Origin of the sequence: Paenibacillus arenilitoris, assembly GCF_014705655.1 — a bacterium.
Classification (GTDB): Bacteria; Bacillota; Bacilli; order Paenibacillales; family Paenibacillaceae; genus Pristimantibacillus; species Pristimantibacillus arenilitoris.
The window spans coordinates 306,232-330,825 of sequence record NZ_JACXIY010000001.1; the positions used below are offsets into that span (position 1 = coordinate 306,232).

The 24,594-nt window shown below is 58.5% G+C and carries 19 protein-coding genes; 15 read left to right on the plus strand and 4 right to left on the minus strand.

The annotated features are described in order from the left end of the window. The first annotated feature begins 320 nt into the window (after positions 1-320). Complete coding sequence (locus IDH41_RS01015; protein WP_190857435.1) at positions 321-1,172, plus strand: NAD-dependent epimerase/dehydratase family protein; 852 nt, start codon at positions 321-323, stop codon at positions 1,170-1,172. A 17-nt stretch (positions 1,173-1,189) separates the two neighbouring features. On the opposite strand, the gene IDH41_RS01020 is transcribed toward IDH41_RS01015, so the two are convergent. Beyond that, positions 1,190-1,819, minus strand: coding sequence for an SGNH/GDSL hydrolase family protein (locus IDH41_RS01020; RefSeq protein ID WP_190857437.1), 630 nt, complete (start codon positions 1,817-1,819; stop codon positions 1,190-1,192). Positions 1,820-2,059: 240 nt separating this feature from the next. Here IDH41_RS01020 and IDH41_RS01025 point away from each other — a divergent pair, with 240 nt between their 5' ends. The 7 genes from IDH41_RS01025 (at position 2,060) to ilvB (ending at position 9,858) form a co-directional block, all read left to right on the plus strand. Continuing rightward, positions 2,060-2,788: an amino acid ABC transporter ATP-binding protein gene (locus IDH41_RS01025; RefSeq protein ID WP_190857439.1), complete on the plus strand. Its 729-nt coding sequence runs from the start codon at positions 2,060-2,062 to the stop codon at positions 2,786-2,788. Positions 2,789-2,809: 21 nt separating this feature from the next. After that, the gene (locus IDH41_RS01030; protein ID WP_190857442.1) at positions 2,810-3,661 is read left to right on the plus strand and encodes an ABC transporter substrate-binding protein; all 852 of its coding nucleotides are present in this window, start codon (positions 2,810-2,812) and stop codon (positions 3,659-3,661) included. A gap of 66 nt (positions 3,662-3,727) precedes the next feature. After that, entirely contained in the window at positions 3,728-4,381 is a 654-nt protein-coding gene (locus IDH41_RS01035) for an amino acid ABC transporter permease (RefSeq protein WP_190857444.1), read from the plus strand. A gap of 15 nt (positions 4,382-4,396) precedes the next feature. Further along, positions 4,397-5,047, plus strand: a complete 651-nt coding sequence (locus IDH41_RS01040; RefSeq protein WP_190857446.1) for an amino acid ABC transporter permease — start codon at positions 4,397-4,399, stop codon at positions 5,045-5,047. A gap of 147 nt (positions 5,048-5,194) precedes the next feature. Next, positions 5,195-6,475: a sensor histidine kinase gene (locus IDH41_RS01045; RefSeq protein WP_223829341.1), complete on the plus strand. Its 1,281-nt coding sequence runs from the start codon at positions 5,195-5,197 to the stop codon at positions 6,473-6,475. 15 nt (positions 6,476-6,490) lie between these two features. Continuing rightward, positions 6,491-7,384, plus strand: coding sequence for a response regulator (locus IDH41_RS01050; RefSeq protein WP_190857448.1), 894 nt, complete (start codon positions 6,491-6,493; stop codon positions 7,382-7,384). Between the two features lie 752 nt (positions 7,385-8,136). Further along, positions 8,137-9,858 carry a biosynthetic-type acetolactate synthase large subunit gene (ilvB, locus tag IDH41_RS01055; protein ID WP_190857450.1) on the plus strand — a complete coding sequence of 574 codons (1,722 nt, stop codon included), beginning with the start codon at positions 8,137-8,139 and terminating at the stop codon, positions 9,856-9,858. A 42-nt stretch (positions 9,859-9,900) separates the two neighbouring features. On the opposite strand, the gene IDH41_RS01060 is transcribed toward ilvB, so the two are convergent. Together IDH41_RS01060 and IDH41_RS01065 are read right to left on the minus strand one after the other, a co-directional pair. Beyond that, positions 9,901-11,730: a cache domain-containing sensor histidine kinase gene (locus IDH41_RS01060; RefSeq protein ID WP_190857453.1), complete on the minus strand. Its 1,830-nt coding sequence runs from the start codon at positions 11,728-11,730 to the stop codon at positions 9,901-9,903. Between the two features lie 7 nt (positions 11,731-11,737). Next, complete coding sequence (locus IDH41_RS01065) at positions 11,738-12,802, minus strand: response regulator transcription factor (protein WP_190857455.1); 1,065 nt, start codon at positions 12,800-12,802, stop codon at positions 11,738-11,740. 235 nt (positions 12,803-13,037) lie between these two features. Here IDH41_RS01065 and IDH41_RS01070 point away from each other — a divergent pair, with 235 nt between their 5' ends. From IDH41_RS01070 to IDH41_RS01100, 7 genes are read left to right on the plus strand one after another with little or no spacing between them, the layout of a single operon-like run. Further along, complete coding sequence (locus IDH41_RS01070; protein ID WP_190857457.1) at positions 13,038-14,708, plus strand: ABC transporter substrate-binding protein; 1,671 nt, start codon at positions 13,038-13,040, stop codon at positions 14,706-14,708. Positions 14,709-14,732: 24 nt separating this feature from the next. Next, positions 14,733-15,647, plus strand: coding sequence for a carbohydrate ABC transporter permease (locus tag IDH41_RS01075; RefSeq protein ID WP_190857459.1), 915 nt, complete (start codon positions 14,733-14,735; stop codon positions 15,645-15,647). Then, entirely contained in the window at positions 15,648-16,532 is an 885-nt protein-coding gene (locus IDH41_RS01080; protein WP_190857461.1) for a carbohydrate ABC transporter permease, read from the plus strand. It abuts the gene before it with no gap. 16 nt (positions 16,533-16,548) lie between these two features. After that, positions 16,549-17,649, plus strand: coding sequence for a beta-galactosidase BglB (gene bglB, locus IDH41_RS01085; protein ID WP_223829342.1), 1,101 nt, complete (start codon positions 16,549-16,551; stop codon positions 17,647-17,649). A 15-nt stretch (positions 17,650-17,664) separates the two neighbouring features. Continuing rightward, the gene (locus tag IDH41_RS01090) at positions 17,665-18,822 is read left to right on the plus strand and encodes an SGNH/GDSL hydrolase family protein (RefSeq protein WP_190857462.1); all 1,158 of its coding nucleotides are present in this window, start codon (positions 17,665-17,667) and stop codon (positions 18,820-18,822) included. Beyond that, positions 18,819-20,153, plus strand: a complete 1,335-nt coding sequence (locus tag IDH41_RS01095; RefSeq protein WP_190857464.1) for an alpha-L-fucosidase — start codon at positions 18,819-18,821, stop codon at positions 20,151-20,153. Before IDH41_RS01090 ends, IDH41_RS01095 begins: the two co-directional genes overlap by 4 nt. A gap of 50 nt (positions 20,154-20,203) precedes the next feature. Continuing rightward, positions 20,204-23,515, plus strand: coding sequence for a family 16 glycoside hydrolase (locus tag IDH41_RS01100; protein WP_190857466.1), 3,312 nt, complete (start codon positions 20,204-20,206; stop codon positions 23,513-23,515). An 89-nt stretch (positions 23,516-23,604) separates the two neighbouring features. Here IDH41_RS01100 and IDH41_RS01105 read toward each other — a convergent pair whose 3' ends face one another. Beyond that, complete coding sequence (locus IDH41_RS01105) at positions 23,605-24,444, minus strand: helix-turn-helix domain-containing protein (RefSeq protein WP_190857468.1); 840 nt, start codon at positions 24,442-24,444, stop codon at positions 23,605-23,607. Positions 24,445-24,594 lie beyond the last annotated feature (150 nt).

The following is a 24,594-nucleotide window of genomic DNA, read 5'->3' on the forward strand; positions in this document are numbered from 1 at the left end:
TTCCGTGACTTAGAAGGGAATAAACCATCCAAGCCAATTGTTGAGCCGAGTGTTAGCCGCACTCGGCTTCTTTAAAAGTATGATAACACAATTGGAAAAAGAAGTGAACCTGAGAAGCGTATAAAGGAAATTGAAAACTTTCTACTCTCCCGATGCGGTTCAAACGAAGGATGAATCCAGATACAATGACTGTCATGGATTTTTAGATAAATATTCGTAAGCAAGTCTATGAAATCGACAAGAACAGCATGTTTTGGCCTTAATCTTAGCCGCACTCGGCTGCTTTATGAAGTAAGCTAACACAGAACGGAGGAAGAAACATGAAAATTCTCGTTGCGGGCGCAAGCGGCGTGGTCGGAAGGGCGCTCGTTCCGATGCTGGTCGAGCAAGGACATGAGGTGACGGGCACAACCCGAACGGGGAACTATGCCGTGGAGCTTAGCCGACTGGGCGCGCAGCCCGTCGTGCTGGACATGTTCGACCGCGAAGCGGCGTTCCGGGTTATTCGCGGCATCCGCCCCGATGCCGTCATCCATCAGCTCACGTCGCTCGGCGCGAGAGACTTCGCGGAGCATGCGAGGCTTCGCGTCGAAGGGACGCGTAACCTCGTCGACGCGTCGCTTGAAGCCGGTGCGCGCCGGATGGTCGCGCAGAGCATCTCGTGGGCTTACGCGCCGGGCGAAGGGCCTGCGCAGGAAGATCAGCCGCTTCATCTGGATGCGGCTATGCCGAGGAAATTAACCGTCGACAGCGTGCATGCGCTCGAAAGCGCCGTGGCCGAGATGCCTGAGCACGTCATCCTTCGTTACGGCCTGTTCTACGGGCCGGGAACCTGGTATGCGCCGGACGGCTTGATGGCCGAGCAGGCGAGGGAGGGGCAGCTGCCGGCGACGGACGGCGTCAGTTCGTTTATTCATGTCCAGGACGCCGCACTCGCCGCCGTACAGGCGTTGAACTGGCCGCCCGGCTGCTACAATATTACGGACAACGAGCCGGCTGCGGGAATCGAGTGGCTCCCGGCGTTTGCCGGTGCCGTGAACGCCCCGGCCCCCGCGAGGAGAGCCGGCGGCGAAGGCTGGGAGCGCGGGGCGCTGAACGGCAAGGCGAAGCGGCTTGGCTGGCAGCCGCGGTATGACTCGTGGAGAATCGGGTTCCGCCGCGGGTTGGAATAAGCCGAAGCCCCGGGCGCTTATTGTCCGATCCGTTCCAGAAAAGGGATGGCCATGCCGGCGATCCGCAGGTGCCCGGCTTCGTTCGGATGCACGCCGTCGGTCGTGTAGACCGGCAAGGTCAGCCTATTTATTCCGCTCTCGGCATAGAGGTCGAGCACCGGGAGGGCGTACAGCCGTCCGATTTGCAATACGGTCTCCGCATAATCGATCAGGCGGTGACCGGCATCGTTGACGTAATGGATATCGTAACCGTCCTTGTCCCGCTGCAGAGGCGTCCACAGGTTGATCCGGCACGACGGATTGGCGGCAAGGAGCCGCTCGATCAGCGCCGCATAAGCGCCCGCGAAGGTCCGAACGTCCTTGCCGCCGACGCCGCCGATCGGGATGCCGAGGCGGAAGTCATTGACGCCGGCAAAAATCGTCACGCAATCGGGCCGCTCCTCCATCGCCGCCCCGACGTTCACTGTCGCGCCGTCGTCGCGATCGGTCCCGGCCGCCATCGGGCAGCCGCTCCGGCCGAGATTATATATCCGCGCGAAGCCGAGCGCTTCGCCGACAAGCGGCTGGTACCCGCCAGCCGCCGTAATGCTGTCCCCCAGCGTTCCCCATGTTTTTCCTTCCCAGATTGCGTATCTTCTTCTATCCATAATGTGAACGACCTCCTTCTGCTTCTCATTATAGGCGGCGGAGCCGATGCGGCTAGTTTCACTTTTGTTACATAAGGCTTCCCGAAGCTGCGTCTTCGCGGGAGCCTTGTTTTTTTGGCCATGCGATTCGGATTTTGCGTAGGATTCGCTAAGATTGCGTAGTTTGTCTGTAGTATGTGCGTAAGTTTATGTTACTTGCAGCTGTCAACAATGTCGCATGAAGCGGGAGAGGAGGGGCCTATGATTTCATTTCGGCAGGTTGAAAAGCATTTCGGCGATTTCCATGTGCTGAAGGCGATCAATCTCCAAATCGAGCGGGGGGAGGTCGTCGTCGTCGTGGGACCGTCCGGTTCCGGCAAGAGCACGCTGCTTCGCTGCATCAACCGTCTGGAAACCGTCACGAGCGGCGAGCTGGTCGTCAGCGGCCACCAGGTCAACGACAAGAAGACGGATATCAACAAGCTGAGGCGGGATATCGGCATGGTGTTTCAGCATTTCAATTTGTACCCGCATCGCAAGGTGATCGACAATATTACGTTAGCGCCGATGAAAGTGCTTGGCTTGACGAGGCAGGAGGCCGAACAAACGGCGATGTCCTATTTGGAGAAGGTCGGGATCGCGGACAAGGCCGGGCAATATCCGTCTCAGCTGTCGGGCGGACAGCAGCAGCGCGTGGCCATCGCCAGGGGCCTGGCGATGAAGCCGCAGGTGATGCTGTTCGACGAGCCGACGTCCGCCCTCGATCCCGAGATGGTCGGCGAGGTGCTCGACGTAATGAAGGCGCTCGCGAAGGAGGGGATGACGATGGTCGTCGTCACGCACGAGATGGGATTTGCGCGGGAGGTTGCCGACCGCGTCGTGTTCATGGATCAGGGGCGCATCGTCGAGGAAGCGGCGCCCGGCGAATTTTTCACCAGCCCGCGCGAGGAACGGGCGCGCTTGTTTTTGAACCGCGTGTTGAATCATTAGGAAACGAGGGGGAGAGGCAGGATGAAGACGAACAAAAAGCTGTCCTTTACGTTAGTGGCGGTGGCGATGTCGGTATTGCTGTTGACGCTGGCAGGGTGCGGAGGCGAGAAGGCGGGCGACGAACAGGGGTCGGCGGGCGGGAACGCGGAAGCCGGCGCCTCGCAGCTTGACGCGATCCAAAGCAAGGGGAAACTGGTCGTCGGGGTTAAATTCGATACGAAGCTGTTCGGGCTGAAAAATCCCGCGAACGACGAAGTCGAAGGCTTCGACGTCGATATCGCGAAGGCGCTGGCGAAAGCGATCGTGGGCGACGAGACGAAGATCGAGCTGAAGGAAGTGACCTCGAAGACCCGGATTCCGATGCTGGACAACGGGGAGATCGACTTGATCGTGGCGACGATGACCATTACCGAGGAACGGAGAGAGCAGGTCGATTTCTCCGAGGTGTATTTCAAGGCCGGACAGTCGCTGCTCGTCAAGAAAGGCAGCGCGATTCGAAGCATCGAAGATATTGCGAAAGGAACGAAGGTGCTGGCCGTCAAGGGCTCCACCTCCGTAGACAATATTATCGAAGCGGCGCCGGACGCCACCGTGCTGGAATTCGATAATTACCAGGACGCCTTCAGCGCGCTCAAGGCGGGCCAAGGGGATGTGCTGACGACGGACAATGCGATTTTGTACGGCATGATGGCGCAGGATCCCGGTTATGAGGTCGTCGGCGAGCCGTTCACCGACGAGCCGTACGGCATCGCGATCAAGAAAGGCGAGACGGCGCTTGTGGATGCCGTGAACGCCGCGCTGGCGGAGCTTAAGGAGAGCGGCGAATATGACGCCATATATGAGCGCTGGATCGGGGAGAAGCCGACCGAGTAACGCACGGGCTACGGACGCGGGCGCCCGCGTCCGTCCGTGAGCCAAATTCGCGAGGGGGGATCAGCCATGCCGGATTTCTCGATCTTGACCGAGTACTTTGACGTATATTTGGAAGGGTTCCTGAACACGATCTACGCCAGCGTTCTTGCCCTGCTCGGCAGCTTTGCGCTCGGGACGGTTCTTGCGGTATTCCGGATCTCGTCCGTCAAGCCGCTGCAATGGCTCGGGACCGTCTACGTCGAATTTATACGCAACATTCCGCTTCTGCTGGTCGTTTATTTGTTTTACCTCAGCCTGCCCACGATCGGGATTACGCTGAACGGATTCGTATCCGGAACGATCGGCCTTACGGTATATACCGCGGCTTTCATCGCGGAGGCCATCCGGGCGGGCATCCTGTCCGTATCGAAGGGCCAGTCGGAAGCGGCGCTTTCATCCGGGCTCACGTACGTGCAAACGATGAGGTACGTCGTCCTTCCGCAAGCGATCAAAATCGTCATTCCGCCGCTTAGCAACCAGTTCATCAATCTGGTCAAAAACTCGTCGGTGCTCAGCGTCATTGCCGGACTGGATCTTATGTATTTCGGCGACAGGGTTGCGAGCAAAACGTATGCCACCTTCGATACGTACATTTTCATTGCGGTGTTTTACCTGGCGCTGACTCTTCCTTTGAGCTACGCGGCGCTTCGCCTGGAACGCAGACTGGCCAAACAAGGGTAGAGGGGAGGAGGGCCAATGGATTTCGCCAACGCTTTTTCGTCCGACAATTTGCTTTTTATTTTGGACGGCTTCTACATGACGCTCAAGGTCGCGTTCATCTCCATCGTGCTCAGCTTCATTCTCGGCTCGGTCGTCGGCGCCGTCCGCTACATGAAGTTGCCCGTCCTGTCGCCGGCGCTCGGCCTCATCGTCGAGGTGCTGCGCAATTTGCCGCTGCTGCTTATTATTTTTTTCGCGCGGTTCGCCCTGCCGGATATCGGCATTCAGCTCGGTCCGATGAATGCCACGATCGTAGCGCTTACTTTGTTCGAAGGGGCCATGATTTCCGAAATCGTCCGCAGCGGCCTGAATTCCATCGACAAGGGGCAGATCGAGGCGGCGCGCTCCTCGGGGCTCGGCTACCTGCAAACGCTCTGGCATATCGTGCTGCCGCAGGGGCTGCGCCGCATGGTGCCGCCGCTCGTCAGCCAGTTTATTTCGCTCCTCAAGGACACGTCGCTGGCCGTCGTCATTTCGCTGCCGGAGCTGATGAACCAGTCGAAAATCGTCAGCGCGCAAAATCAGAATTACGTCATCCCGGTTCTCCTGCTCGCCGCCGTCCTTTACTTCGCGGTGAATTACGCCTTATCGCTGGTCGCCAGAAGGCTGGAGGCCAGAATCGTTTAGCGGCGGGGAGCGGCCGCAGGCAGGAATGACCGTAGCATGACCGTCGGGCCGACTTCGCGAGAAGTCGGCCTTTTCCCGTAAACCTGACATATGTCTAGGAAAAAACCGGCTCCTTGTTTACAATAGGGTAACGGGAGGTGATGGCCTTTGCGAAAATTCGGGAGCAGCGCCTTGATGCAAATGGCATTGGTTGCGGCGGTTACGGCGGTCGCCGGCGAATTCAAGATAACGCCCTTCAGCGGGGAGATGTTTCGCATCGGTCTCGGCAGCAGCGCTTTTCTGTTGTCCTTGCTGCTTATGAGGCAGCTGCCCTATATTTATACGGGATTGGCGGCCGGGCTTACGGTGCTCGTCTTCCGGACTGGCCTTGACGCTTTCGCCTCTTCTTCCGATGCGTTCTCGCTCTTCGCCAGCCTGAAGACGCATGTACCGGCGGCGCTTTATTATATCGTCTTCGCCGCCTTCATGAAGCGGCTGCAAGTCAGCTTGCCGGAGCGGCAGCCGCTGCATCTCGTTTGCTTGATTGCGCTGATCGATTTTATCTCCAATGAGATCGAGCTGCTCGCCCGTAGTATTCTGTTTGATTACGCATATTTATATAAGGGACAGCTGATCTGGGTCGGGACGGCCTCGGCGGTGCGGAGCGTCTTCGTGGTCGGCCTGTACAGCAGCATGCTCATCCATCAGATGCGGGTCGTTCATAACGAGCAAAAAAAACGGATGGAGCAAATGCTGAACGTCGGATCGGGGCTGTACGGCGAAGTGTTTTATTTGAAAAAATCGATGGACGCGATCGAGCGCATTACGGCGAAGGGCTATCAATTGTACAGCCGGTTGAACGAAGCCGGCGACAAGGACGTCAGCCGGTCGATGCTTGAAATAACCCAGCAGATCCATGAGGTGAAGAAGGACTCCCAGCGTATTTTGTCCGGATTGCTGAAGCTGTTCGACCGGGAAACGGCCACCGACATGACGGTCAACGAAATCGTCGATTTCGTGATCCAATCGAATGCAAGCTACAGCAGGATGTTGAAGAAGGACATTCGTTACGAGCGGCGGATCGAAGCCGATTATGCCACGGCCCATTATATTCCGCTGCTCACCGTGCTTAACAATTTGGTATCGAACGCGGTGGAAGCGATTCAAGCGACGGGAACCGTCACCATCGAGGTTTACGAAGAGGAGGAGGATACGGTACTGGTTGTTTCCGACACGGGAGAGGGAATTGCGGAGCCGAATAAGGAGGTCATTTTTGAACCGGGATTTACGACGAAATTTAACGACGAGGGATGCGCGGCAACGGGAATCGGGCTGTCGCATGTACGCGATATCGTCCGGTCGCTCGGCGGAAGCCTGAGCCTGCATGCAAGCGCTCCTTCGGAAGGGACTGCTTTTGTCGTTGCTTTATCGACTCGTACTTTGAAGTAAAGGGTGTGATGTCCGTTGCTATCATTTGGTATTGTAGACGATGACGCGGCAAGCATTCGGATGCTGCAGAGCATTATCGAGAAAAGCTGGCTCGGGGAGGTCGTCATGACGGCGGAGAACGGAAGCGAAGGGGAGAAGGCCGTTCTCGGCTCGAATCCGGATGTGCTGCTGATCGACCTGCTCATGCCGGATCAGGACGGCATCGAGACGATCCGCCATCTCAAGGAGCAAGGCTATGGCGGCAAATACGTCATGATCTCGCAAATCGAGCATAAAGAAATGATCGGCAGGGCCTACCAGGCGGGCATCGAGTTCTATATCCGCAAACCGATTAATCGAATCGAGGTCGAAGCCGTCTTGACCAAAGTGAAGGAGCATTGGAATATCGGGCGGTATTTGAATGAAATCAAGAATGTGATGACCAAGCTCGGCGGCGTGAACGATCGGCTCGGGAATGCGCACAGACGCGCGACGGTCAAGGAAATCGTGCAGCCGATATTGAGGGATATGGGCATCGTCGGCGAATCCGGAAGCGGCGACATGATCAAAATAATGGAGCATCTCGTTCTTCATAACCGGGAGGATTCGCTCCCCCCTCTCAAGCAGCTGTATGAAGCCGCCGCCCGCAGCCATCGCGACCCCTGCAAGGAGGCGAAGGCCGTGGAGCAGCGGATCCGCCGCGCGGTCATGAACGCCGCATCGAACCTCGCGAGTCTCGGAGCGGCGGACTTCGGCAACCCGAAGTTCGAGCATTACGCGCCGATTTACTTCGATTTTCACGATATTCGGCTAAAGATGAAGGAGATTGACGGGCAGCCGCAGCCAGGCGGGGGTAAGGCCAACATTAAAAAGTTTTTGCAGGTGCTTTACCTGGAGGTGCTCGATAAACGAAGAGGCATGTTCGATTGAGCCTCGACGACGCGAATCCCGCCGGGAAAAAGGATTGAAAACCCGCTTTCCGTATGCTACGATGTTAAAAATATCAAAGGCAACGAAGAGAAGGACATACAAGCCTGCTTATGCCCAGAGAGCGAGGGGAACGCTGAAACCTTTGCCGTAAGCGATGTATGCGGTCATCTCGGAGCCGTCGACCGAACGCTGGACCCGCGGAAGCGGACCCGGCTGCGTAGGCTCGACCGGAGCAGCACCCGTTACCGTGCCGCAGGTAAGGTCATCCTTACCTCATGAGGCCGGAATCGCGAGATTGCCGGCAAACCAGGGTGGTACCGCGAAATCGAACCCCTTTCGTCCCTACAGGCCAATCAGCGCAACAGCTGCGGCCTAGGGAGGAAGGGGTTTTGTTGTTTGCAGATACAACAAAGCGATGACGGGAAATAGCGGCAGAACGCTTATGCATAAGAGAGCAAGGGGAGACGGTGAAACCTTTGCCTTAAGCGATGCGCGCGGTCATCCCGGAGCCGTCGACCGAAGGCCGGACCCGCGGAAGCGGACCCTGCTGCGTAGGCTCGACCGGAGTGGCGCCCGTTACCGTGCCGCAGGTAAGTTCATGCTTACCTCATGAGGCCGGAATCGCGAGATTGCCGGCAAACCAGGGTGGTACCGCGAAAATAACCCCTTTCGTCCCGATCGGTTCGACAGCGCTAAAGCTGCGGCCAGGGAGGAGAGGGGTATTTTATTCTCGGTGGGAGGCTGGCATTCAGATGGAAAAATCGGAATATTCAAACCATTCGTATTCGGCGGGCACGATGTCCGGCGCGGAGGCTTTGCTTCGGGCATTGCTTGACGAAGGCGTGGAGGCGGTATTCGGCTATCCGGGAGGAAGCGCTTTGTACATCTACGACGCGATGGCCGGAAATCCGGCATTCAAGCACATCCTTACCCGGCACGAGCAAGGGGCCGTCCACGCCGCGGACGGTTACGCGAGATCGACCGGCAAGGTCGGCGTATGCATCGCCACTTCGGGACCGGGCGCGACGAACCTCGTTACCGGGATCGCGACGGCCCATATGGATTCGATCCCGCTCGTCGTCATTACGGCGAACGTGCCGACCGCGCTGATCGGAACCGACGCGTTCCAGGAAGCCGACATGGTCGGCATGACGATGCCGATTACGAAGCACAGCTATTCCGTTCGCGACGCCGAGGACATCCCGCGGATCGTCCATGAAGCGTTCCATATCGCCGGCACGGGAAGGAAGGGGCCGGTGCTCATCGACATCCCGAAGGACGTTTCCAACGCCCGAATGACGTATCGGCCGTCCAAGCGGCTCCAAATCCGCGGCTACGAGGCGAATCCGATTCCGGATCCTGCGGGGATCGATGCCTTGATGCGCGCGATCGCCGAAGCCGAGAAGCCGATCGTTATCGCCGGCGGCGGGGTCGTTCATTCGAACGCGGCGGATGAGCTGGTCGAATTCATCGATCAAACCCGGATTCCGGTCGCGACGACCTTGCTCGGATTAAGCGGGTTTCCGAGCGGGCATCCGTACTGGCTCGGCATGGCCGGCCATCACGGCGGCTACGGCGCGAACATGGCGATCCAGAACGCCGATCTCGTCATCTCGATCGGATCGCGCTTCGACGACCGGCTCACGATGAAGCTCGAAGGCTTTGCCCCGCGCGCCCGGCGAATCGCCCATATCGACATCGATCCGGCCGAGATCGGCAAGAACGTCAAGACGGACATCGGGATCGCGGGCGACGTCAAAACCGTTCTGGCTTATGCTTGCGAACGGGCGACCGCAACGGGCACGGAGGATTGGATGCGGGAAATTAGGCAGTACATGTCGTCGCATCCGCTTCGCTACAAAGATTCGGAAACGGAGCTGAAGCCCCAGTACGTGCTGGAAATGATCCACGAGACTTCGCAGGGCAACGCAATCCTTACGACGGACGTCGGACAGCACCAGATGTGGGCCGCTCAATTTTATAAGTTCAAGCATCCGCGTTCGCTCCTGACCTCCGGAGGGCTCGGGACGATGGGATTCGGCTTCCCCGCGGCGATCGGGGCTCAGATCGGCCATCCGGACCGGCTCGTCGTATCGATCAACGGGGACGGCGGCATGCAGATGTGCGCCCAGGAGATGGCCGTTTGCGCCATCCACCGCATTCCGGTCAAGATCGTCGTGCTGAACAATCATGTGCTCGGCATGGTCAGACAGCAGCAGGAGCTCATTTACAAGAAGCGGTACAGCCAGATCGATCTCGAGGGAAGCCCCGATTTCGTCAAGCTGGCGGAGGCTTACGGGATCAAGGGACTGCGCGCGCGGACGAAAGCGGAGGCAGCCGCAATCTGGGAGGAGGCGCTTCGGACGCCGGGACCGGTGCTGACGGAGTTCGTCATCCCTTCGGACGAGAACGTCTATCCGATGGTTCTGGGCGGGTTCGCTTTGGATGAGATGATATTGGGAAATTTCGATTGATGGAGTATCCAAGCAAGCTTGACCGGCCGCAATCGCGCCCGGTTAAGCTTTATATTTTTTTGCGGGAATGTCTGTTGATGCCGCAGGGACGTTCAAGGGGATCGCCAGCACGGCCCGGATGCCTCCGTCGCCGTTCGGCTCGTAGCGGAGGCCGTACCTGTCGCCGAAGACCAGCCTGAGCCGCTGGTCCACGTTCCGGATGCCGTTGCCTTCGGGCTTGCCCTGGAACAGATTGCGGCCTTTCAAGTAATCGTTCAGCTCTTCGGGGTCGGCGCCTGCGCCGGAGTTGCTTACGGCGAGCTGAACGGTCTCGCCCCGCATAAATCCCGTTATCCGGATCTCGCCCTTGCCCTCCAGCTTCTCGATCCCGTGCTGGATGGCGTTCTCGACGAGCGGCTGCAAGATCAGGCGCGGCATGCGGCACGCCAGGACATCCGGATCGAGCTCGTAAATGACGTCGAAGACGTGCTCGTAGCAGATGGACTGAATGCAAATATATTGCTTGACCTGCTCGATTTCTTCGGCGACGAGGACTAGCCGATCCGCGTCCTTGATCGAATAGCGGAGCAGGCTCGACAAGGAGGAGATCACGTCCGCGATCGGCCGCGCTCCCCCTCGCATGGCCATCCAATTGACGGAATCCAAGGTATTGTACAGGAAATGGGGATTAATCTGGGCTTGCAGCGCCTTGAGCTCCGCTTCCTTCTCCTTGACGCCCATTTCGTAAACGTCCTGCAGCAGGCGGTTCATCCGGCTCATCATGAGAGAGAAGCTGTTGTACAGGATGCCGACCTCATCGTTGCCCGCACGGGGGAGCGACACCTGCGCGACGGCCTCCTGATTGTGAACGCTTCTCATAATATGGGCGAGCCGCTTAATGGGACGCGATATTTTGCTCGAGATGGCGAGCGACATGGCGATGCCGATCGCCAAGGCCGCGAGCGCCGCGTTGACGATCGTTGTTTTGACGACGGCCATGCGCGCCGATATTTCCGAGTTCGGAATCGCGGCGATGAGGCTCCAGCCGTTGGCGAGGCGGTGCGCGCTCAGCGTGTACGAGCGCTTGCCGACCATGAACGATTCCGAAACGATGGAATCCGTCACGCGATCCCGCACCTTGAAATGCCGGCTCACCGTTTCGCCGACATCGGGGTCCTTGCCGTACATCACGTTGCCGCTTTCGTCCAGCACGACGAATTCGGGCGATTTGGGCATTTTGGACGACTCGATTTTTTGGATCAACTGGTTCATGTCGAACTTGATCAGGATGACGCCCAATCGATCGTGCTGCAATTTTCCGGCCAACGTTTGGATCGGGTATTTGACCAGGCGGGATACGAAGAAGTGGTCGCGGCTGACCGGGTCCCGATACCAGCACAAGACGCCGTCCCGCTCAAGCGTCTGGCGGAACCACGGCTCCGCCTGAACCATGGCATCGCTGAACAGTCCGTTGAAATGGGTGTCGGAGGCGGGCAGCGTCTTCGAGAAAGGCAGCTTCCCGCTTACGAAAAATGTAAGCTGATAGGAGGTCAATTTGTTGTGGAGCGGGATGTAAATGTATTTGGCCAGCTGGCCCAGTACGAGCTCCTTGTCGTTATAGTTTTGAATAAAGTCGGTCTCGGCGCCCGCGAGCACGTCCACGATCGTTTTGTCGGCATACAGGAGCAGCGTCGCCTGGTTGATGCTGTCGATGATCTGATTGAGGTTCGACGTGTTCTGATGCATGATCTGCTCGAAGTCGTTGGTGACTTGCTCGTGGAAGATACGGTGGAATTCGGCATACAGCACCGTTCCGGAGCCGAGGACGAGCACAAGGATCAACGAACCGAGCAGTAGCAGATTTTTGGTGCTGATGCTGACGAATTTGGTCATGCGCGGATCACCCTTTAAGATTGAGATGCAGATTCCGGTACTGGGAAGGGGTGAGCCCCTCCGTCTTCTTGAAGGCTCTGGCAAAATAATGGGGGTCCGCGTAGCCGGCTGCAGGCGCGACTTGCTGGATCGGGAGGCTCGGGTCCTTCAGCAGGCGGCGCGCCTTGTCCATTCGAAGCCCTGCGATGTAGCCGCTGATGTGCTCTCCCGCATGCTGGTTGAAAATAAGCCCGACATAGCCCGGCGTAATGTTCAATTTATCCGCTATCGTATACACGGTCAGATCGGGATCGGCAAAGTTCTCCCCGATGTAGGCCTTGATTAATTCGATGATCGTCTCGGGGCGGGAGTTTTTCCGGACGCGAATCGCTTCGGCGGTCCGGCTGTACAAGCTCTTCACGTATTTCTTTCGATCGGCCCCGTTCTCCATCCGCCTTAAGGCGTCGGCCGCTTCGGATTGCGAGGTGCCGGTCAGCGTCCGGCTCAGGCCCGATCGGTCGATATGGTCGAACAGATCGACCAGCAGCTTGAGATAGAAGTTCAAGTGCAGGCCGGCGTGCTCGGCGTCGTCGCCGGGCAGCTCGTCGTCGAACAATCGGGTCAATGCGCCATGGTCGGCGTTCTTGACGGCAAGCTGCAGCTTCTCCTGCAGCCCTTGATCGAACATGAGGAGCTGAATCGTGCGCGCGGCGTTTTTTTTGTCGGCGATCTGCTTTATTTTTTCGGTCAGCGCTTCGATTTTTTCATAGTCGATCGGTTTCAGAATATAGTCTTTGACGCCGAAGCCGATGGCGGACCGGGCATAGCCGAAATCCTCGTAGGCGCTGAGGATGATCTTGACCGTATGGGGCATTTCGCGGGTAAGCGACTCGCACAGCTGCAAGCCGTCCATGAACGGCATCCGGATGTCCGTAATGACGATATCGGGCCGCGTCTCCATGGCGATGGCCAGCGCGTCTTTGCCGTTGCGCGCTTCCCCCACGATGCGGGCGCCGATTTCCGGCCAGGGGATCATATCCCGCAAGCCGGCGAGCACGGCGGGTTTATCGTCGACGATCAATACGTTCAGCATTAGCGTCCCCCCCTCGAACCGGCGTTTCGAAATTTTGAAACCATAATAGCACCGTCGATTTGAAAACGCAATCATTCGGGAACCGTTTGTGGAAAAGTCCACGTTGCCCGAACTTTTTCATCTTGAGGGATTTTGTGAATGCGATTACATTGAGGAAGTGAAGGCGGCGCCGCCGAATCGATGGCTTGACGGAAACGAAACAGTTTCGAGAGGTCGAACAAAGGGGATGAACCGATTGAGGCATACAAAGAAGATCGTGCAAAAGCATAAATCCCGCGGCATGCGGACGGCATTGGCCGCGGCCGTGTTGATGACAGCCGCTCTGTCCGGCTGCAGCGGCAATGCGGAGGAGCCCGCTCCATCGTCGCCGGCCGCCGGCGGGCAAGCCGGAGAAGGATCGATTCCGGCCGACAAGTCGTTCAAGATCAAGGTCATGTCCTGGCAAGGCCCTCAGGAGCAGTACGGGCCGGCATACAACGCCGCGTTCGACGAATACATGAAGCTGCACCCGAACGTGAAGATCGAGCACCTGTACCAGCCGCTGGCCAATAACGGGTACGACAAGCTTCTCGATACCCAGTTCGTCTCGCATGAAGCGCCGGACGCGATGCAGCTCAATAAATATTCGATGAGAAAATACGCCGACCAGGATTACCTGGCGCTGCTCGACGGCCCGATGCAGCAGCTTTCCGCGTACAACGATTCCGCCGCAAGATGGGTGGATACGTTCGCCGGCGGCGAGAAGGGCTTTACGACGCTCAAGTCGTTCAACAAGTACGGAGCGATTACGAGCATTCCGGTGGACGGCGGGCCCGGGGCCAATCCGGTGCAGCCGTTCTATTACAACAAGGATATGTTCGACAAGGCCGGCATTGCCGAGCTGCCTGAGACGTGGGCCGAGCTGATCGAGGCATGCCGGAAGCTGGAGGCCGCGGGCTTCGACGCGCTGGCCGCGGACGGCAACCGGTTCATGCAATGGATTACGACGTACGTGGGCAACCAGCTGGAGCCGGGCCACGTTCCGGGCCTGTTCGAGGAGAAGTACCGGATCCCCGAGCTGAAAGGCGATATGGACGCGATCGCCCTGCTGACCGGCAAGTACAAGGCCGACAATCCCGTGGAAGCCGCCGAGCTCGCCATCATCAAGGATTTCTCCCAATATTGGCAGGACGGCTGGGCGGCGGTCAACGAAGACCAGGCGAAGCAGGCTTTCCTGCTCGGAAAAACCGCGATGTACATGTCCGGCAACTGGGACTACTCCTACTTCGAGCAGAACGTCAAAGGCTTTGCCTTCGGCATTATTCCGTTCCCGGTCATAACGAAAGAAACGACGCCGTTTGCTTCGGAGATGCTGCCCGTGGCGGGAGACCAGCAAAGCTACGGCTGGTCGGTGAACAAGGATTTGGAGAACGATCCGGACAAATTGAAGGTCGTGATCGATCTGTTCCAGTTTTTGACCGGCAAGGAAACCCAGAAGAAGATGTCGGACGCCGGCGTATTCGTTCCGGTCGTCTCCGGCGTATCGACTCCGGACAAAGTGAAGCCGTTCATCGCGACGGCGAACAACAAAATTCCGACGGTCGATATTTTCAGCGGCCCGCTGTTCGCCCTCGCGAACGATAACAAAGCGATTCTGCAGGTGTATTTGACGACGGACGAGGATACGGCGGGGACGATGGAGCGATTGCACCAGCAAGCCGCCACGAACGCCAGGAAGAAGGCGTCCGACGCCCTGGATGCGGAGGGCGGCGTCCCGAACCAGATCGAAATTTTGCAGCAATCGCTGGATAAGCAAAAAGCGGACAACGCGCCCGCCGCGGTCGTCCAATCGACGACGGATAGCCTTAACGTCGCGAAGCTCAAGCTGGAGCTCTATAAGCAGTACGCCGAACCGCTGTTAAAATAATGATTTCGAAATCGGGGTGATGACATGGCCGTTCAATCAGCGGCTCGCGGGCAGCGGAAAAAAACGGGCCGGATCGGCCGGGCGGCCGGCTACGGGTTCGTGCTACCCGCCGTATTATTCACCGTCCTCTTCGAGTATTACCCGATGCTGGACGGCATCTTCCATTCCTTCTACCGGTGGAACGGAAGCACGGTGGAAAAATTCGTCGGCCTGGACAATTTCGCGGAAATATTCCGGGACGGCGTCTTTTGGACATCGGTGAAAAATATGCTGTTTTTTCTTTTCTTCCAAATCGTGCTCATGATTCCGACCATCGCGGCGTGCATCGTGCTGTTCCGGATCAAAAACAGTAAAATGCAATACGTTTACCGGATTCTGCTATGCGTTCCGATGATCATACCGGGCATCGTGACCATGCTGCTGTGGCAGTTCATGTACAATCCGCAGTACGGCTTCCTGAATCAATTGCTTGACGTACTCGGCTTGCAGCAGCTGCAGCAGCTATGGCTCGGCGATCCGGCGCTGGCCAAGTGGTGCCTCATCTTCATCGGATTTCCGTGGATCGGCACGATCGCGGCGCTGATCTACCTGGCGGGCTTGCAGAACGTGGACGGCAGCGTATGGGACGCCGCCGCGATCGACGGGGCGGGCCCGGTCAAAAAAGCTTTGTTTATCGAGCTTCCCCTTCTAAAGGGGCAGTTCAAGCTGAATCTCGTCACCGTTCTGGCCGGAACCGTTACCGGCTACGGTCTGCAGCTCGTCGTAACGAACGGGGGACCGGGATTCGCGACGCTGGTTCCCGGCTTGTACATGTACCAGCGCGCTTTCGGCAGCGGAACGTCCGACTACGGCTACGCCTCCGCCGTCGGTTTGATTTTGTTCGTTATCGCGCTCGCCATCTCCGCGATCTCCATCAAGTATATAAGGAGCGAAGAATAAATGGACCGGATCGAACAAGACGTAAGGTGGGGGACTCCGGCTTCCGTCCGATTAAGGAAGCCCGCGAGGCCGCGGGCATGGGGGGAGCTGGCGAAGCACGCATTCATGATCCTCGTCTGCTTGCTGCTGCTGTATCCGTTCGCGCTGATGCTGCAAATGTCCGTCAAGGATACGGAACAGATCATGTACGAATTTTTCCGGATCAGCAGCCCCTACCATTTCGATAACTACGCAAGAGCCTGGTCGGAAGTCGGCCCGATGATCAAGAACAGCGTCGTGATGGCCGGAGGAAGCGCCTTGATCAGCATTTTCATAACCGCGGCGGCCGGCTACGGCTTCGGCAAGCTGAAATTTCCGGGCAAGGAGCCGCTGTATTGGATCGTCTTCGCCAAGATGATGCTTCCCGGCGTCATGAATCTGATCCCTTCCTTCGTGCTCGCCTGGAAGCTGGGGCTGCTCAATTCCTACTGGGCGGTCATCCTGTTCGCCGTCGGGGGCGCGCAGCCCTTCTGGGTGTTCGTCATGCGCACCTTCGTTGCCGGCCAGCCGCAGGAGCTGTTCGACAGCGCCAAAGTCGACGGCGCGGGCGAAGCGCGCATCTTCTGGCACATCGCCCTGCCGCTGCTGCGGCCGGTGCTGTCCTTGTCCGCGCTTAACGTATTTCTCGGCGTATGGAACGATTATATATGGCCGCTCGTTACGATCCAGTCCTTCGACAAACGGCCGATTACGACGGGGCTCGCCTATTTGTCAAGCACGCATGTGGGCGACTACGGCCCGCTCATGGCGGGCTACGTCATCGCGAGCGTCCCGTTGTTCCTGCTGTTCGCCTTCGGCATGAAACAGTTCGTTCAGGGGCTGACCGGGGGGGCCGTGAAGCTATGAGACGGGAGTGGTCAATATGGAAGCGATAAGGATGAGGCGGGACGAAATCGAGGGGATGGTCGACCGGATCATCGGCAGCATGCGGACGCTCGGCGCGGAAGCCGGCGGACTGAAGGAAGACTGCCCGATCAGCATTATCGATATGAACAAGTGGGAATGGCCGCAGGGCGTCGGATTGTTCGCCTTATATCTTTATTACAAAGAAACCGGCCGGCAAGACATCCTTGCCGACCTGATCGGCTGGTTCGATAGCCGAATAAGCGAAGGGCTCCCGGACAAAAACGTCAATACGGCGTGCCCGATGCTGACGCTGAGCTATTTGGCGGAAGAGACGGGAAGCCCGGACTACTTGGCGCTGTGCCGGGAATGGGCGCGGTATTTGATGGAAGCGATGCCGCGAACGGAGGAAGCCGGCTTTCAGCATACGGTGTCCGGCCATTTGAACGAAGGGGAGCTGTGGGACGACACGATGTACATGGCCGTGCTGTTCCTGGCCAGGACGGGGATCGTGCTGAAGGACGATTCCTGCCTGCAGGAGAGCATCCGGCAGTTTCTGGTCCACCTGAAATATTTGACCGATCCGCGCACCGGCTTGTTTTACCACGGGTGGTCCTTCGAGCGGAACGATCATTTCGCCGGAGCGTTATGGGCCCGGGGCAATGCCTGGTATACGGCCGGTCTCGTCGATTATTTGGATATGGCGCCGCTGCCGGAAGGCGTCAAGCTCTTCCTGCTCTCCTCGCTGGAGAGACAGGTCCGCAAGCTGGCCGAGCTTCAGACGGAGGAGGGAATGTGGCATACGCTGCTGGACGATCCTTCGTCGTACGTCGAAACCTCCGCCACGGCCGCTTTCGCTTACGGCATGCTGAAGGCGGTTCGGCGAGGCTATCTGGATGGCCGGTACCGGGCGTCCGGGCTCAAGGCTTTGCATGCCGTCGTCGGTCAAATCGACGGGGAGGGCGTCGTGCGCGGCGTCTCCTACGGTACGGCGGTCGGCCATACGCTGCAGCAGTATAAGGATATACCGCTCTGCCCGATGCCTTACGGGCAGTCGATGGCTTTACTCGCCCTCGTCGAAGGGCTGAAGCATCTCGAGGACGAACGGGCCGCGGAATAAGGGAGGGAGCAAGCGATGACGATTCGCCAGGAGGAAGAGAGGTTTACCGATTTTATCGTACGGGGCGCCTTGGCCCGGTGCGCGAGGAAGCTTGCCGAAGGCAAGGAGGCGACCGTTGCCTTCATCGGAGGCTCCGTCACGGTCGGGGCGGGAGCAACGGACGCGAACGCCGCAAGCTACCGGGCGCTAGCCTGCAGGTTTCTGGAGCGGCGGTATCCGCATATTGCCTTCACGTTCGTGAATGCCGCCATCGGCGGAACCGATTCGGCGTACGGGGCGTTCAGGCTGAAGGAGCATGCGTTCGGCCAAGGACCCGCCGATCTGCTGTTCGTCGAATTCGCGGTCAACGACGCGGGCGGGAGGACAAGATCCTTAAGAGCGATGGAAGGGATCGTGCGGCAGGCGAAGCGGATCAATCCGGAAATCGACCTCTGTTTTGTTTATTTGGCCAACCGGCCGGGCGCGGAGCGTTATGCCGCGACCGGAGAGCCGCAGGCGAGCGTGGCCCATCACGAGGAGGTGGCGGAGCACTACGGGATTCCGTCCGTCCATATCGGCGAGCGGATTTACCGGCTGCTGCAAGCGGGCGGGCTGCGGTGGGAGGAGCTGAGCGGCGATAACGTTCATCCGAACGACCTCGGTCATTCCCTCTATGCCGGATATTTAAGGCAAGCGTTGGAAGAGCTGCTCGTCTTGGACCTTCAAGACGGTATCGGTTCTTCGGGCGTTCCGGCGCCGCTGGACCCGTACAGTTACGAGCACGCCGGCATGAAGGCGCCGGAGCATGCGGTTGATCGGGCATCCGGCTGGAAAGACGTGAGGGGCTGGACGACGGAGCGAACGTGCAGCTGGACGCCGCCGGCGGACATTTATTTGGGAGAGCGGCCGGGGGATGAGTTCCTGCTCCGGTTCGACGGTACGGCAGCGGGGATTTCGCTGCTAGCCGGCCCGGATACCGGCGATCTGGAAGCAGCCGTCGACAGGGGGCCTTACCGGACGGTGCCGCTGTTCGATTCGTTCTGCGAACGATTCTACCGGCCGAAAATCGCGCTGCTCGCGGACGGTCTCGAGCCTGGCTCCCATACGGTCCATATTCGGATCGCCGCCGGGAAGGATGAACGCAGCGCCGGACATGCCGTTCGTATATTGAAGCTGCTGGTGAACGGACGATGAACGACAACGCTGAATTCGTTGAAGTGGACGTCACCGTCGATCCGGAGACGATTCCGACGCGGGAGCTGACGGGCGGCAAGCTGGGCAATATCCCCGAACGGGAGGAATGGTTCAAGGATCAGGCGTTCGGGATGTTCATTCATTGGGGCCTCGACGTGATGATCGGCTCGGTGATCAGCCACTGGATGATCGGAGCGGATCGAAGCATCGTGGAGCGGTTCGTCCGGGAGGTGCCGGACTGGTTCAACCCGCGCGGATTTCGCGCCGACGATTACGCGTTGCTGGCGAAGCAGGCCGGCATGAAGTACATGGTTTTTACCGCGAAGCACCATAGCGGCTTTTGCATGTACGATACGGGAACGACCGCCTTTAACGTGATGAATACCCCGTTCGGCCGCGATGTTGCGCGGGAGTTCGCGGAAGCGTTCCGCCGCCGGGGCATCGCTTCCGGCTTGTACTTTTCCCCGCTTGATTTTCTATGGTGCCACGAGAGGGGCAAGACGCTTCACTTCGCCACGCCCGACGTGCTCCCGGCCCATAATCCGGAATTGATGGACTACAATTTGCGGCAGGTCCGCGAGCTGCTCGCGAATTACGGCAAGCAGGACGTCGTGTTCTTCGACGGGCCAGCCGAGCGGCTGAAGGAGCTCGTATGGGAGCTGCAGCCGGAAGCGCTCGTCACCCGGGGCGAAATGAAGACGCCCGAGCAGAATATGCCGGGGGAGGCGATCGCGGGCGCTTGGGAAGGCTGCTTCACGATGGGGGACGGATGGAGCTACAAGCCGACCAACGAGACGTACAAATCGGGTACGAGGCTGATCGAGATGCTGATCGAAATCCGCGCCAAGGGGGGCAATATGCTGCTGAACGTTACGCCGGGGCCGAGCGGCGCTGTCCCGTCCGAGCAGGAGCGGCTGCTGCAGGAGGTGGGACTATTCCTCTTCTTCAACGAAGAGGCGGTCTACAAGGTCCGCCCGTGGCATGTTCCCCGGGAGGGCGGCGTTTGGTTCACGAAGGCGAAGGACGCCGATACCGTGTACGCGTTTCTGACCGGACAGCCTTGGCCGTATGGCGAGCGGCGAACGGTTACGCTAAGAAGCGTGCGCGCGACGGAACGGACGGAAGCGGAGATCGTCGGACAATCCGGCGTAGCGCTGGAGCATAGGCCCGATGCGGACACGAGGACGAGCTGGCATCAGGACGAGAACGGCCTGCATATCGATGCCAGGCTCTGCTACCGTCCCTACGACAATCGCAAATGGCCGAACCCGATCGTCATCCGGATTACGCATGCGCTCCCGGCGGTGCTAGAGGAGGCGGGAGGAGTTTAAACCGGACGCGAGCGGCGCTTCGCAGGATCGGCAACGGAAGGAAACGGACTGTGGAAATCAAATTTGAGCAAAGCGAGGGGATTGAATTGAAGTTTAATCAAGCGTACCGCAAAATCGCGATCATGCTGGCTTTTTTGCTTACCGTTCAACTTGCGCTCCATGTTTCGCCGTCGCATCGCCCGGGCACGGCCCATGCCGCCGTCGCCGTCGCCGGGAATCCGCCCGTGCCGGCCTACGTCCACCCGAGAATATTGATTACGCCTAGCGAATTGCCGGCCTTGCGGACGAGGCTCGCGGATTCGGCGGTCGGGCGAAGGGCAATGCAAAGCATGCGCGCCTGGATCGATCATCACGTGACGAATCCGGCCAAGCTGAAGCCGCTGTACGACGCGCTGGTCGAAGGCGACGCCGGGGAGCTCGACGATTTTCCGACCAGCTACGCAAGCTACTTGCTGCTTGTGCTCAATTATGAAGCCTTTTACGCGATGGTCACGGAGGATTCGGCGAAAGGGGCCGAGCTCGCCAAGGCGCTCGTGTCGACGGTCAGAATCTTGAACGGCACGATCGACAATCCGGCATTGAAATCGGCCTTTGGCGCGGAATTGTTCAATTTGGGCTATTGCTACGATTTTATTTATAACGAGATGACCGATGCCCAGCGCGCGGAGGTAAGGGCCTTCATCTCGTCGGTCACGACCGGCAAGGTGCTGCCCGTATCCACGTATCCGGATCCCCGGCTCAACCGGGACAACATCGGGCCGGTCGGCTCCCAATGGGCGCTGCTCGCGCTGGCGATCGAAGGGGAGACTGGATACGACGCGAACGTATACAACCAGGCCGTCCAAGCGATGGACGCCTATTTGACGCACGGCGTGTTCGAGACGGGCGCCGCGACGGAGGATATGCACTATTTGAATTACGGCATGGCCTTCGGCGCGCAGACGCTCATCGCCATGGACAAACGGGGAGACGGCCTGTTCGGCAAGCCGAGCTTCCAGAACCTGAAGCATTGGTACGTGAACTCGATCGAGCCGTACGGCTATAAATTCACCACGCTCGGGGATACGACGAACGATCTCGGGGGATTGCTTCCGAATTACGTGCTGATGAAATGGCTGAATCCGAACGATCCCGTCATCGATTTTATATGGCGCAACCGGGTCAGGGACGATTATACGGGCATTAAATACCGCAACGATTTTTTGGTGGCGGCGATGTTCGGACTGGATTGGAACGGCGGCGACACCGAGAAGGCGCCCGTCGCCGACGATTGGGGAGTCGATAACGAGGCCAATCCGCCGATCGTGACGCTGAAGCCCTATGACCCCGGCTCGCTCGGACTTCCGGCCACCTTCATGGACGGCAACAGGGGGCTGTACATTACCCGCGACGAATGGTCGAAGAATGCGGCGGTCATGCATTTCGAAACGAATACGGACAGCTTCGGACCGAGCCATACCCACAGCAACGCCACCGATTTTATGTTGACCGCGCTCGGGCAGAAATGGGCGATCGACCGGGGCTATCATATTTTCGAATCGAACAACCATAACAATATCGCCATCGACGGCAAGGGGCAGGGCTTCTTCGGCGCGTACGGCAATACCGAGGGCGTGCTCGACGGCGGGCTCGGCACGGTCTTTGCCGGCAATGCCAAGCATGCCTACGATTACAAATACACGTTCAAAAGCAGGCTGAACAACGCCGAGAACCAGGGCTATTCGTGGTCGTTCGAGCCGAAGTCGCTATGGCCGAGCAGCAGCGTCAACAGTACATGGCGCGCATCGTACAACCCGGTGGAGAAAGCGTTCCGGACGGCCGCGATGATGAGGGGAGCCCATCCTTACGTGCTCATCGTGGACGATATTCGGAAGGACGCGAGCTCCCGTCTGTACGAATGGTTCATGCAAATTCCGAACAACGTGGAGTCGAAGGTTGCCTCGGGCGCGGATATGACGCTAGGGCTTGTCAATGAGACGGCAACCACGCCGAGGCTGCTCATTCGATCGCTTGGGGATAGCGCGGGTACGGCGAGAGTAGACGATTTCGAGATTGAAAATTCGCCGGAAACGGGCTCCTACCAGAACGAAAATTTCGGCATGGGCAAAAAAGTCGTCATCCCGGCGCAGTCCGCCGATCCAGCGTTTAAAACGCTGCTGTTCCCTCATCAACAGGGCGCGGCAATGCCGTCCACGTCCTGGCAAGGGGATGAGCTGACGGTCAGCTGGCCGGGCCAGCAGGACGTCTACCGCTTCGCGGAGCGGAGCGACGGCCGCACGGCTTACGGGATGTCGCGCAACGGCGGGGAGGCGTTCCTGACGGTCGGATTGACTTCCTATAGCCCGGCAGCCGGCAAGTCGGTCGAGGCGGAGCACGACGGGGCGAACGTGCTGTACGAGTCGAATACGGTCACCGTCTACGGATCGGGCTGGGGAGAGCTGACGGTTAACGTGCCCGGCGTAACGCAAGTGAACGTATTTGACGAGCATGGCAAAGCGATGGATATGACGGGCCTCGTTCAATATACGCAGGGCGGCGTCGTCATAACCGAGCCCGTGATCCCCGACGTGGAGGCGCCGACCGCTCCGGCGGCCCTGACGGCGTCGGCGGTATCCAGCAGCGAGATTCAACTGAGCTGGAACGCGTCGGCGGATAACGAAGAGGTTACCGGCTACAAAATATTCCGCGACGGCGCGGAAGTCGCCTCCATCGCGGAAACCGCGTACAGCGATTCGGGCTTGGCGCCTTCGACGACGTATACGTATACGGTGAAGGCGTTCGATGCCGCAGGCAATCTATCCGCAGCCAGCGGCGCGGTAACCGCCGCGACGAGCGGCGTTCCCGTAACGGTGTTCAGCGAAGATTTCGAAGACGGCGATCTAAGCGGCTGGACGATGGCTGTCGGCAATTGGAGCGTGGTAACGGACAACGCCAACCATGCGATCAAGAAAACGTCTTCCGGGGAAGGCATTATCGCAGCGGGGGACGATTGGACGGATTATACGTTTGCGGGCAACGTTAACGTGCCTCAGTCGGGCACGAGCGCGGGGCTTGTGTTCCGGTATGCCGACGCGAATAACTATTATCATTTCAGAATTTACGCCGGCAACGCCGAGCTGTATAAGAAGGTCGGCGGAACGATGACGAAGGTCGCGGGCGCAGCAAGCAGCGTGTCCGTTAACGAGTGGCATACACTCAAGGTCGTCGTCGCCGGAAACAACGTGAAGGGCTACATCGACGACGTTCTGCTGGTGGATTGGACCAACGGCGCGAATGAGCTTGCCAGCGGAAAAATCGGCTTCCGGACCGCTTCCGACCCGGCGCCGTCGTTTGACGATGCCGAGGTGGTTACGACGCAGTAGGCAACCGATATCCGAAATACAGATCGCTCCGAACAAGCTTAACCGGCCGCAATCGCGCCCGGTTAAGCTTTTTATTATACGGGCCGCCGCTAGCGGTTGGAGGTGAATTCTCTTCGGAAGACGCTTGGCCTTACGCCGGTTTTGCTATGGAACAGGTTGGAGAAATAATGCGGATCGACGTACCCGAGCTTAAATCCGATATCGCTTACCGACAATTGGGTGTTCAACAGCATCAGTTTGGCGGATTCTATCTTTTTGGAGAGGACGTAATGATAGATGGTCGTCCCGACTTCCTTCTTGAACAGGCGGTTCATTTGCTTTCGGGAAATGCCGATTTGCGCCGAGAGTTGGACCGAATCGAACGGATGAAGGATCGCGTTATCCAAACCTTGCTTGATCGCGTAAACCGTCGGCGTTAACGATTCTCCCTTCTTGCGCAGCGCTTCAAACAGAGCGACGTTGATCTGCATCACGATAATCGGCAGCTCGCTGTTCATTTGTTCGATCGGCTTCGCCTGGGCTCCTTCAATCGCTTCTTTGAATAACGGCTCCAGTTCTCTATGCGAAATGACGGTATGGGGCAGCAATTGGTAGGCTTCCAGCATCTTGAGCATCCAGTTCCCGCTTATGTTCAGCCATATATAGCTCCATTGCTCGTCGTGACGAGAATCCGAGGCGACTTCATGATAGGAGCCGGCCGGCAGGATGAATACGTCTCCTTCCCGGGCCGTGTACGCCTTTGTGCCTGCTTGTACGCGTCCTTGTCCGGAAAGCACATAGCCGATGACGGTAATTTTGGAAAGCTTGCGGACGTTGCGGTAATCCGGATCGCAGTAATTAATTCCCAGGAACTGCACGCTGAGGGGAGGCGGCTCTCCGAGCGGCGGCAGGTGATAGATGGGCCCATGCTTGCCGAGTTTATTCCACATATTCATCGGACCTTTCTGATCGAAGCGGTTCGTTTGCCACTATTCTATCACGATTGACCGCGGCAAAACATGGAACGAAAGAAGCAAGGCATGTCCCTTTTCCTCATTTGGCGAACCGCTTTCTCTATTAAGCAGCTGAATGAGCCGCGC

What these genes read in the sequence shown, in the direction of transcription:
- IDH41_RS01015 (WP_190857435.1), top strand. Translation starts at nt 321, where the DNA reads ATGAAAATTCTCGTTGCGGGCGCAAGCGGCGTGGTCGGAAGGGCGCTC.
- IDH41_RS01020 (WP_190857437.1), bottom strand. Translation starts at nt 1,819, where the DNA reads ATGGATAGAAGAAGATACGCAATCTGGGAAGGAAAAACATGGGGAACG.
- IDH41_RS01025 (WP_190857439.1), top strand. Translation starts at nt 2,060, where the DNA reads ATGATTTCATTTCGGCAGGTTGAAAAGCATTTCGGCGATTTCCATGTG.
- IDH41_RS01030 (WP_190857442.1), top strand. Translation starts at nt 2,810, where the DNA reads ATGAAGACGAACAAAAAGCTGTCCTTTACGTTAGTGGCGGTGGCGATG.
- IDH41_RS01035 (WP_190857444.1), top strand. Translation starts at nt 3,728, where the DNA reads ATGCCGGATTTCTCGATCTTGACCGAGTACTTTGACGTATATTTGGAA.
- IDH41_RS01040 (WP_190857446.1), top strand. Translation starts at nt 4,397, where the DNA reads ATGGATTTCGCCAACGCTTTTTCGTCCGACAATTTGCTTTTTATTTTG.
- ilvB (WP_190857450.1), top strand. Translation starts at nt 8,137, where the DNA reads ATGGAAAAATCGGAATATTCAAACCATTCGTATTCGGCGGGCACGATG.
- IDH41_RS01060 (WP_190857453.1), bottom strand. Translation starts at nt 11,730, where the DNA reads ATGACCAAATTCGTCAGCATCAGCACCAAAAATCTGCTACTGCTCGGT.
- IDH41_RS01065 (WP_190857455.1), bottom strand. Translation starts at nt 12,802, where the DNA reads ATGCTGAACGTATTGATCGTCGACGATAAACCCGCCGTGCTCGCCGGC.
- IDH41_RS01075 (WP_190857459.1), top strand. Translation starts at nt 14,733, where the DNA reads ATGGCCGTTCAATCAGCGGCTCGCGGGCAGCGGAAAAAAACGGGCCGG.
- IDH41_RS01080 (WP_190857461.1), top strand. Translation starts at nt 15,648, where the DNA reads ATGGACCGGATCGAACAAGACGTAAGGTGGGGGACTCCGGCTTCCGTC.
- bglB (WP_223829342.1), top strand. Translation starts at nt 16,549, where the DNA reads ATGGAAGCGATAAGGATGAGGCGGGACGAAATCGAGGGGATGGTCGAC.
- IDH41_RS01090 (WP_190857462.1), top strand. Translation starts at nt 17,665, where the DNA reads ATGACGATTCGCCAGGAGGAAGAGAGGTTTACCGATTTTATCGTACGG.
- IDH41_RS01095 (WP_190857464.1), top strand. Translation starts at nt 18,819, where the DNA reads ATGAACGACAACGCTGAATTCGTTGAAGTGGACGTCACCGTCGATCCG.
- IDH41_RS01105 (WP_190857468.1), bottom strand. Translation starts at nt 24,444, where the DNA reads ATGTGGAATAAACTCGGCAAGCATGGGCCCATCTATCACCTGCCGCCG.